Here is a 9,919-nt window from a genome sequence, read left to right as displayed (position 1 = left end):
CACTGGCCGCCGCCTGCGCTGCCATTTACGTGCAATCGGGAGCATCGGCAAAGACAATGTTGGGGCTTTCCCCGCCCTGAGCCGCCCGTTTCAGGTTGCTTTGCCGGGCGTCAGTCGGCGGCTACTGGCGACAGCGGTGAGTTTCACGGTGAAACGCCAGTACATCAACATCCGCATGCAACGCCAGCGCCTTGCCAACCGTATGACCGAACCCCGGCAATACGTCGAAGACACTCCTGGATATGCCCGCTTTCCAGCGCCAACTGGCAGTCGCTGATCCGCCGACAGTGGCGACTTCTCAGACGGTTTGAGAATAAAGGAGTTACCTGCAGCCAGCGCCGGCGCAAACTTCCGGGCTAATGGATTAAACGGAAGGCTGCCGGTAACGACCACCGATGCGCCACGACAAGCCCGGTTCTGGTTTCACCGGTGGTCGGCCAGGATAACGCGTCCACGGAGCGTCATGCAACCTGCGTCGTAAATCTTGTCAATTCCTATTTATCATTTTGCGCTGGATCACGTTCAGGTGCCGGGCACATCGATCACCAGCATGGCTGATGGGTTTACCCATATCAAGGGTTTCAGCAGCGCCAGTTCCTCTCGATGGGCGAGGATCAGGTCGGCGAAACGGATAAGAATTCGCTGCCGCTCTACCAGCGCGGCCGGTGGCCCACACGCCCGGATCGCGAACGCCGACCAGCGGCCCTACCGCGATGTCGGCATCGGCGGCGGCGTGGTCTTCGCGACGTTCGCCAGAAAGCGCCCGTCGACCGGGCTGTTACTGGCGAACGTTTGGCCGCTGGCGGCCCGGCGGTCCTGGCCGTCAAATGGATGCCCCAGCCTTTCAAGGGTGAGTCAGCTGGGAATACTGCTCCCGAGTCGCTACGATTTTTGACCATATTTAAAACTCAACCCAAGTGTGGCGAGCGTCAGACCGTGTGCAAGTCCCAACTATCGGTCGGGAGTAGATCAACTTCGGCAAGCTCGCTCTCCTTGCACGCAACAAAAACGTCGATGTACTTGGGGTCGATGTAGCACCAAAATCTCATCCAGCTCGCGCAACGCGTGGCGCCCATTATGGGCGGGCTTGCTCGTTATTGTCGCGTAGGAGTCCTCACAACAGGCTCCCAGCTGGATCTCTTGGTATAGCCATGATGCACACCAGCGCAGCACCCGCCATCAACAGATACGGGTTGGCGTCCGCGCCCGCCACGCCGTCTTGAATACGCACCGCATCCGGGGACCCGGTCGGTACTTAATCGCCACCGTCCGGTTATCGATCCCCAGCTAGGAGAGTTCGGTACATAGAACTGCGCGCCGAAGCGACGGTACGAGTTTACGTTTGGGCAGAGGAAAGCCATCGAGGCCGGTAAGGTTTCCAGCACGCACAATCACATCGCGCAGGATCTCCGCTTTTTTCCGGGTCGTCGCAGGTAAAAATGTTTTTGCCGCATCTTGTCCGGGACTGTCGGAAATATGCACGTGCAGCCCGTTACCCGCTTGTCCGGGATACGGTTTGGCCATGAAGGTGGTGTAACTTCATCGTCATAAGCGATGTTCTTGATCAGGCGCTTGGCAGAAGAGCACCAGCGTGATCAGCCGCCGCCTGATCGGATCAGCGACGTGATGCAGGTTCACCTCGAATTGCGCGGGCGCACTTTCCTTGACGATGGCATCCGCGGGGATACCTTGCTCCTTGGCACCTTCAAGAATGTCTTGCAGGCAATCGACATATCCAGTCGTCGATCAGGTACCTGGAGTCGGAATCCAGGTGGTTTCCAGGAGATTGGCGAGCGTGGAGACTGCGGACGACCGTTCACGTTCTCCTGGTCAATCAGGTAGAACTCCAGCTCGAAGGCGGCGCAGATGGTCAGCCCCATCTCATCGAATTTGCTGACGACCTGACGCAATACTTCGCGAAAGGACGGGTCGGCGAAAAACGGCTGCCCTTGAGTTCGTGCATGGTCATGAGCAGTTGAGCAGTCGGACGTTTTTGCCAAGGTTCGTCGCAGAGGGTGTCAGGGATCGGATAACAGATTCGGTCGGAATCACCGATATCCAGACCCAAGCCTGTGCTTTCCACTGTAGAGCCGTTGATGTCCAGGGCAAACAGGGAGGCAGGCAGGTTGATGCCTTTCTGCGTCGGACGCTGGAGACTGGTGCGCTCGATGCGTTTTTACCACGCACCACGCGTCATCTCCGCAATCAGCAGGTGACCCAAAACCTTCAGGATGTTTCTTAAGGAATGCGTTCGCTTCATTCAGCTGAAGAAACAGCAGGGGTACCGACATGTTGGAAGACCTTTATTGTTAATAATAATATTCACCGCCCTTTCACACCCCCAGTCAATCCGAAAGGATTTAGGAAGTCAACGGGTATTATTTGCGCAATATAAACACATCAGTATTGCGAAATCTTTTACGAAGCAGTTGTAATTAAAATCAACATAGTTTTGACTTCCGGAAAAGCTCGTTCCAGTGCCATTTTCGAGGTGATAAAATGGCAATGAGCCATTCGTGGTGCGACTGCGTGCGTCGAAAAAAGGTCGCTGATTGTGTAACCCTACCATGTGAGCGGGGACAAGTACTTGCGTGCTGTGTAGAGTCGCCGCGCAAGGGATTCCCGTCGTTATTCCGTCCCTGGCGGAGTTCGTGATCAACCAGGTTGTTGGAACATTTGGACGGCCTGTTGTTTACCGGTTCGCCCTCAAATGTTGAGCCGTTCCACTATCAGGGCGCGGCAAGCGAAGCGGGCACCGCCCACGACCCCCAGCGTGGAGTAGCACACCCTTCCCCTGTTACGCGCAGCGGTGGCTGCTGGCGTTGCAGTATGCTCAGGCGGCAACTGTCGGGGTTTCCAGGAGATGAACGTGGCCTTCGGCGGCGGCCTTCGCCAAGGTGCATGAGACCGGCACGTTCATGGATCATCGCGAAGCCGACGATTCAAGCCTGGAAATCCAATATGGTGCCGCCCATACCGTGCATGTGCAGCCTGGCAGCGTGCTCGAAGCACTCGATCTGCCTCCTGTTCTATCCCCAAGTCCGGAACTCAATAACTCCCCAAGGCATTGAACGGCTGGCACCCGGCTTACGGGTCGAAGCCACCACAGCGATGGACTGATCGAGGCGATCTCGATCGAGGGCAGCAAGACCTTCGCCGTCGGCCCTGCAATGGCGCCCTGAATGGCAGGTGCTATCGAACCCTCCTTACTTGAGTATTTTCCAGGCGTTTGGCGACGCGTGCAGGGCGGCGTGCTGCGCGTCGAAGCGTGCGCTGGCAGCTGATGAAGCGGCACCGCACAATGTGTGCAATGATCCAGACGTCACTGTGAAGTGGACTGTGCGTGTCCGCATCCTCCAGCGGCCACCCCGGTATTAACGACAAAACAAGATGCAGCATTGGGCGGCAGGGACAGCTGCGCCGGATAAACCACCTGACGGAGCGGTCATCAGCACCGGATTAATCCCGGCCGTATTGGCCAGGCTACTGACGCTTGTTGGGATTTTCATCGCACATGGCTAACGCCTCCAGCATTTACAGGAAGGCTACTTGAAGGCAATCCGCGCCCTAAAAAAAGGTGCTGGTTAAAATTGATCGCGTAACCAAGAAGTTTGACGAAACGATTGCGGTGGACGATGTGTCCCTGGAAATCCATCAGGGTGAAATTTATTTGTAGCAAGTACGGTTCAGGCAAATCAACGCTCTTGCGCATGCTGGCAGGCTTTGAGCGACCGACTGAAGGGCGAATCTACCTTGATAGTGGACATCACTGACATGCCGCCTCCGAGCGGCCAATCAACATGATGTTCAGTCTTCGCGCTGCCGGCGCATGGACAGTGGCCAGACGTTGCTTTGATTAAGCGGAGCCGACTTCCCGCAGTTGAAATCGAAGCTGCCGCCGTAGAAGAAATGCTCAAACTGGTTCATATGAGCCAATACGCCAAACGCAAGCCCCACCAGCTCTCGGGAGCGTGGGCGCGTCTTGCCTTTGGCTCGCTCACTGGCTAAAAGGCCCAAACTGCTGTTGCTGGACGAGCCGATGGGCGGCGTTCGACAAGATTGGCTGGCCCTGCAACTGGAGCTGCGCACGTTGAAATCATCAGCAGGTAGGCGTGACCTGCATCATGGTGACGCCGATGGGGAAGAGGCCGTGACCATGGCCCAACGTATCTCCATCATGCACCTGGGCTGGATGGCTCAAGCGCGACGTCGATCGACCTGTACAAAGCGCGCGCCAGCGGCCCTTGATCTGCGCCGAATTCATTGGCAACGTGGATGCAGTACGACGGCGTCGTAATTGAAGACCAGGAAGGCTACGCGGTCATCCAGTGCCCGGATCTTGCGCAGAACATATACGTCGGCCATGGGATCAGTACCATCGGGTGGACGACAAGACCATCACCTATGCCCTTTATCCGGAGAAGCTGCTGGTGACGACGATAAAACCCGACGCCCGGTATAACTGGTCCGAAGGCAAGGTTCACGACATCGCCCACTTGGGCGGGCACTGGGCGTATTACGTTTGGCAAATTGCCAGTGGCAAGATCGTTCAGGCATTCATGGCCAATGCTGAACGCCAGAGGCGCGCGTCCGACCTGGGATTGGGCTTGGGTATCTTCTGGTGGATGACAGCGGCGTGGTATTGCGCTCATGAGCACTATCAGGCCGCTGATGCCCAGCAACCGCAAATGGTTATCAGCATGCCTTCATATGGCTATGCCTGTTTTTGCGCTGCAGCTTCTCGTCGTGATGGAGATTCAGCTTCCGAAGCAGCGTTGGCAAGTCCACCTACACAATACACCTTCGCCGAGCAGAAGTTCAAGCTGTTGCTGGATCGTGGCGGATCTGCGTGTTGACGATGATGATTGTATCGGCCTCTGGGCTCATTGAAAGTGGCCTTTTTCGGTACGCTGATGCCCCTGTTGATCCGCTTCCCAATGGCCTATGCCATCTCCAAAGCCCGAAAGGAAGCACAGACCGTATTGTTGCTGCTGATCATGATGCCTACCTGGACGGCGATCCTGATCAGGGTTTCCGCTGGATGGGCATCCTGAGCAATAACGGTCTGTTGAATGCGTTTTTGCTTTGGACCGGTCTGATTCAAGAGCCGATAGAAATATTTATTGAACACCAATATCGCTGTGTACATAGGGCTGGTGTACGCCTACCTGCCTTCCATGGTCCTGCCGCTGTTTGCCAACCTGGTCAAGCATGACCAAGAGCACTTGCTCGAAGCCGCCTCGGACCTGGGCTCAAGCACGCTCAACAGCTTCTGGAAAATCACCCTGCCCTGGCCAGGAACAGCATCATCGCCAGCTGTCTGGTGTTCATTCCTGTGGTGGGTGAATTCCTCGTCCCGAACTACTGGGCGGGCCGGAAACCCTGATGATCGGCCGTGTTGTGGCAGGAGTTTTTCCGACGACCGTGACTCGCCTGTCCGCCTCTTGCGCTCGCGGTGGTCCTGCTCGCCATCCTGATCGTGCCCATCGTGCTGCTCGACGCGCTGGCGCCGAGCCAGAAGAGATGGAGCAGGGCGTGAACCATTTTCGGATTTTCAAGACTGATGATGCTGGTGGATGCGTGCTTTGCCGATGCTGATTCTGGTGATCTTCTCGTACAACACCTTTACAAGCTCGTCACTGTCTGGGGTGGATGGTCCATTCATTCGTGTACGCGGGCCTGCTCGACAACAAGCAATTGATGAGGTCGCATCGCCGGTCCTTTGAAATTGCCTGCTACACCGCAGTCGCCGCCGTGATCCTCGGAACCCTGGCCGCCTTTGTCCTGACGCGAGTGACTCGCTTCAAGGGCCGCACGCTGTTTGGTGGTCTGGTAACGGCGCCACTGGTCATGCCGGAGGTGATCACCGGCCTGTCGTTGCTGCTGTTCAGTCGCGATGGCGCGGATACTGGGGTGGCCGCAGGAGCGCGGCCTGATGACGCGATCTGGATCGCCCACGCCGCTTCTGCTCCGCTTATGTAGCGGTGGTGGTTTCGTCACGTCTGCGTGAGTTGGACCTGTCGATCGAGGAAGCGGCCATGGACCTGGGCGCGCGTCCCTGGAAGGTGTTGCCCTGATCACCGTGCCCATGATGGCGCCGTCCCTGGCGGCGCGGCATGATGTCCTTCGCCTTATCGCTGGACGACCTGGTACTCGCCAGTTTGGCTTGCCGGCCCGGCTCGACCCGGTAGCTACCCGCAATGGAGGTTTTCTACGCGGTACGCCTGGGTGGAGCCAGAGATCAACGCCATTGCGAGTCTGATTCTGCTTGACGCCGTCTTCTTCGCCACGTTCCTGGTCTGGTATTTCGGTCGCAGGGCCGAAGCCAACCGCAAAGTCGCGATTCAGGAAGCCATGGAGCAGACCGCGAGCGAATCGTGGAAACAACCGGAACAGAAAATGGCAGAAGCGGATTAGGCAGCCGCAGTTCTATGAACCGCCGCTGGACACGCGTAAAACCCGGTAAGTAAATAGAACGCCACCTTGGATGCAACCGTGGGCGGCTCCGGGTAGTTTTTTGAGGTGATTGGATTAGAGGAGTGAAAACCAACAGAGGGCGATGATTAAAAACAGGATTGAAAACCCCAGGCTTTTTGTAACCAATGAAAACCAGCATTATTGCCAGGCAAGGACGCAGTGTCTCGTCAGACACTCGACCCGTTAAATGGCTCCCCATGTGGATCCCCTGGAAGTGAACCTATCAACAGATCTCTTCATGCGTGCCGATCCCATTTACCCATACTCCATGCCCCAACGCGCAACCAGCGTCAGCGGGACCGCGTGTGCGATTTCGGTACCGACTAAGCGCTTGGTGGCCAGAAAAGGGTACAGGATAAAGAGTGCTTCGTGTGCCTGATGCACAGCGCCAATGGAGGTCAATGCCACCATGGTGCCCAGTATCAACCCCGTCAAGTACCGTCAGCAGATTCAGAGACAACTACGCTGAGGTTATAGCTGCCGCCAGCACGTTTATGGGCAAATTCAAGCAGCCTTTTCTTGAAGAAAACGGCGAGTGCTGTCACCAGCAGAACAAAGCCCAATGTTTGCTTAATACACCGCCACATCGTCTTCAGGGGCATGCAACTACTACAAAAACCACAGCGTCAGCGCCACCGCCGGCACACTACCAGTGTCAGCCAGCCGGTGATGGCCCAGTCAATATTTTTGTTCTTTCGGTGAACCAGTACGCCGCCCGACTTCGTGATAGCCATACCGGTAAATTGCATTACGCCCTGCGGTAGCCAGTTCATTGCAAACGGAACTGGAAAATCGGCTGATAAAGACCGCCACACCTGCATCCCTTCCAGACAAACCCGACAACCAGCACTCCGCAACGACCAATCCAGCACTGTCCAGAATCGGTTGCCGCATCTGCCAGATAAACGCATTCATGAAAAATATGGCCCGCAGCATAGCGACCTTTCTTAATAACCAGTTATATCGATATGGTCTATCTTTATGCTTTTCTCTACTGAAATCAACTGCTCGTCCTGCGCCAGCCATGACTGGTTCAAGACTCATGGCCGCCAGATCGTCCCGCGCCCTCTAGCGCAGTAGATGCACGACCATACCAATAAGCACAGGCCATCAGTACCTGAATGACCCCACGTTTAAAGCTGAAACAAGGCAATAGCCGCTGCAATCGCGATAAGCACCAGCCATCAGATTGCCATTGAACCCTTTGACCAAAGCCCGTGGTTGGTGCAAAAAGATCCTGCCAGATTGAGAATCACCCCAACCGCCCTTATAATCCCGGTGGAGGCAGCCGCGGTCGACTTCAAGTTCGTGGGGTTCGACTCCACTAGCGGGCCGCCAGCGAGGATGAACAGAAACGAAGGCGGGAGACGTGGGAAACCACCGTCACCAGTGTGGGCCGCGGACGGCGCCCGCAAGAAACACATGATCGGCACCGAAAACCTGCAGGACATAAGCACCGATGAAACCGACAAAGGCCACCACCATGATCAGCGGCCCAGGCGTCGTTTCCCCAGCGCCAGACCATCGATCATCTGTGTGGGTGAGCCACCCAAATAACCGGCCCGCACCCTGGTAGACATAGGGAAGCACTGCATGGCCTAAACGTCAGCAACGCGGCCTTGGTAAAGAACCAGCCCATCTGGGTCAAGGTGCCTTCCCAGCCAAAGAGCACAGTCAATACCCCATCGGCGACCGACCACAGTACGGCTTCCCCCTTTCCCAAGAGCCTTCAGCATTGCCACTTTAGACCAGCGAAATCGGGCATGGTCAGGGGATGGGGTGTTGTCGGAATCAATGCCGGGCCGAAGGACTTTTGAGCTGCGCTATGGCCTCCGGTCCTGAAGTTCTCGGGAGCCAGGCGTCCACCGATATCACCGAGCGACGCAGCACCCAGCACGATCAACGGGAACGGGACATTGAACGCAAATATGGCGATGAATGAAGCTGCCGCTATGGCCCACAGCCAATTGTTGTTTAGCGCTCGCGAGCCGATTAGATGGCCAGCCTGTACCACGATGGCCGTCACGGCGGGCTTGATGCCATCGAGAAGCCAGCCACCACAGATATTCGCCAAAGGCGATATACAGCCAGGATAATGCGATCAGGATGAACAGCGAGGGCAACACAAACAGCACACCTGCGATCACGCCTCCCCAGGTTCGATGCATCAGCCAACCAATGTAGATCGCCAACTGCTGCGCCTCGGGTCCTGGAAGCAACATGCAGTAGTTAAGGGCATGTGAAATCCCCTTTCTGAAATCCGGCGCGACCTACCAGCTCCTGGTGCATCAAGCTGATATCTGCCCCGCAGGCCCACCGAAGCTGATGAAACCTCTGATTCCAACCCGGAAGACCGGATTCCTGCACGGAAACTGATGGCGTCAAAGCCATGGCAGCTCCTGTTCAACGGCTGGAGGTGCGTCACTAATGGGGATGTTCCTTTTTCACACGCTTGACAGCGTGGAGCAATAGCCTTCAGGGGAAACGGATTCGCGTAAGGCCGCCAGTATACGTTCGATGCCGGCGGGTTTCTTGTGCCGCAGCTCAATGGCATCTTATTGGCGAGCCTGCTTATTGACTGAACCCGACCAAACAATTTGACATTTATCAAGGAAGGAATTCAGCTGTCTAATGACCTATATGTTTAGCCATTCGAGCCAACGGGGACAGTCTCAACTAGCCTCTCTTTATTGCAAGAAAAAGAACCCTCGGGACAAGCATCGAACTCCGGGTTCTATCATTCACAACTCGCGCTTAATAGCGCCCTTGAAGAGCGATGACTCATGAGCCTATTCCGCACATTGACCGTTGGTGCCATCGGCCTACTACTGGTCAGTGGCTGCGCTTATCTTCGCCTCACGAGGTTCCAGAAAAAGGACAATTTTCCGGTTTTATTATTCCGATTGCAACAGGGTTCGCCAACCGACCTTGCCCAGCGGTCGAACGGTTTGTGAGTTGGGTAGCGCCCAGTTTTAAACCTTCGGCTTACTCTGTTGTTGTTTTTCGCCAACTCGAATTGTACCCAGCTCCCAAACCGAATGAACGCGTGAGCATGCAGGACGTTTGCAGTCATTGCAGTCGTTCGCCAGCTCTAGCGTAAAAACCGCTTTGGCTCAAAAGTACCGCATCGTAGCGACCCTAAAGACGCCTGCAGGTTCTCGCGCAATGATCTTGCGCTCGGCCATCACCGGAGTAACTCCTCCAACGAAGGCATGCATTGGTACGAAGTGGTACCTGTGGCTGCTGTGGTAGGCGGTGTCACTCCATTTCTGGAGGTGGAGTGATGAAGATCCAACTGTCATCATGCAGCTCTGGATGCAACGACAGGTGCTCCCTTGGTGAAGGCGGTGCGAAAGGTGTTGGTAAAACCCTCGAAATAATCGCCAGGCTGTGAGTGCAGATGACTTCAAAGCCGCGATCAAGATTGTCACTGATGATATGA

The 9,919-nt window shown here is 55.9% G+C and carries 5 protein-coding genes and 8 pseudogenes; 5 read left to right on the top strand and 8 right to left on the bottom strand.

Annotation, left to right across the window (positions count from 1 at the left end; translation table 11 throughout):
- A partial coding sequence (locus tag ACVBEG_RS26965) for a hypothetical protein (RefSeq protein ID WP_447108521.1) occupies positions 1-277 on the top strand: 277 nt, incomplete at its 5' end.
- 47 nt (positions 278-324) lie between these two features.
- On the opposite strand, the pseudogene ACVBEG_RS26960 reads toward ACVBEG_RS26965, so the two are convergent.
- From ACVBEG_RS26960 to ACVBEG_RS26940, 5 genes and pseudogenes are all read right to left on the bottom strand, one after another.
- A pseudogene (locus tag ACVBEG_RS26960) lies at positions 325-393 on the bottom strand (hypothetical protein); the annotation flags it as partial.
- 701 nt (positions 394-1,094) lie between these two features.
- Positions 1,095-1,361 carry a hypothetical protein gene (locus ACVBEG_RS26955; RefSeq protein WP_447108519.1) on the bottom strand — a complete coding sequence of 89 codons (267 nt, stop codon included), beginning with the start codon at positions 1,359-1,361 and terminating at the stop codon, positions 1,095-1,097.
- Positions 1,288-1,524, bottom strand: coding sequence for a hypothetical protein (locus ACVBEG_RS26950; RefSeq protein ID WP_447108520.1), 237 nt, complete (start codon positions 1,522-1,524; stop codon positions 1,288-1,290). The genes ACVBEG_RS26955 and ACVBEG_RS26950 overlap by 74 nt, the downstream gene beginning before the upstream one ends.
- Positions 1,525-1,686 (bottom strand): annotated as a pseudogene (locus ACVBEG_RS26945) (hypothetical protein); the annotation flags it as partial.
- Entirely contained in the window at positions 1,635-1,880 is a 246-nt protein-coding gene (locus tag ACVBEG_RS26940; protein WP_447108518.1) for a hypothetical protein, read from the bottom strand. The pseudogene ACVBEG_RS26945 and the gene ACVBEG_RS26940, both read right to left, overlap by 52 nt.
- Before the next feature lie 680 nt (positions 1,881-2,560).
- On the opposite strand from ACVBEG_RS26940, the pseudogene ACVBEG_RS26935 reads away from it, so the two are divergent.
- The 4 pseudogenes from ACVBEG_RS26935 to ACVBEG_RS26920 form a co-directional block, all read left to right on the top strand.
- Positions 2,561-3,331 (top strand): annotated as a pseudogene (locus ACVBEG_RS26935) (gamma-glutamyl-gamma-aminobutyrate hydrolase family protein); the annotation flags it as partial.
- Positions 3,332-3,514: 183 nt separating this feature from the next.
- Positions 3,515-4,654 (top strand): annotated as a pseudogene (locus tag ACVBEG_RS26930) (ATP-binding cassette domain-containing protein).
- A 223-nt stretch (positions 4,655-4,877) separates the two neighbouring features.
- Positions 4,878-5,539 (top strand): annotated as a pseudogene (locus ACVBEG_RS26925) (ABC transporter permease subunit); the annotation flags it as partial.
- Between the two features lie 24 nt (positions 5,540-5,563).
- A pseudogene (locus ACVBEG_RS26920) lies at positions 5,564-6,417 on the top strand (ABC transporter permease subunit).
- A 175-nt stretch (positions 6,418-6,592) separates the two neighbouring features.
- Here the strand turns inward: ACVBEG_RS26920 and ACVBEG_RS26915 are convergent.
- The 3 genes and pseudogenes from ACVBEG_RS26915 to ACVBEG_RS26905 form a co-directional block, all read right to left on the bottom strand.
- A pseudogene (locus ACVBEG_RS26915) lies at positions 6,593-7,342 on the bottom strand (sulfite exporter TauE/SafE family protein); the annotation flags it as partial.
- A 203-nt stretch (positions 7,343-7,545) separates the two neighbouring features.
- Positions 7,546-8,810, bottom strand: a pseudogene (locus ACVBEG_RS26910) (chromate transporter); the annotation flags it as partial.
- Positions 8,811-9,735: 925 nt separating this feature from the next.
- A partial coding sequence (locus tag ACVBEG_RS26905; RefSeq protein ID WP_447108517.1) for a hypothetical protein occupies positions 9,736-9,919 on the bottom strand: 184 nt, incomplete at its 5' end.

It is taken from the genome of Pseudomonas sp. GG8, from assembly GCF_052976945.1.
The sequence above is the reverse complement of the archived record's forward strand: the minus strand, read 5'-3'. Positions and strand labels throughout refer to the sequence as shown.

Bases quoted from the DNA above. Each gene is read 5' to 3' on its own strand.
- ACVBEG_RS26955 (WP_447108519.1), bottom strand. From the start codon at position 1,361: ATGGCTTTCCTCTGCCCAAACGTAAACTCGTACCGTCGCTTCGGCGCG.
- ACVBEG_RS26950 (WP_447108520.1), bottom strand. From the start codon at position 1,524: ATGGCCAAACCGTATCCCGGACAAGCGGGTAACGGGCTGCACGTGCAT.
- ACVBEG_RS26940 (WP_447108518.1), bottom strand. From the start codon at position 1,880: ATGGGGCTGACCATCTGCGCCGCCTTCGAGCTGGAGTTCTACCTGATT.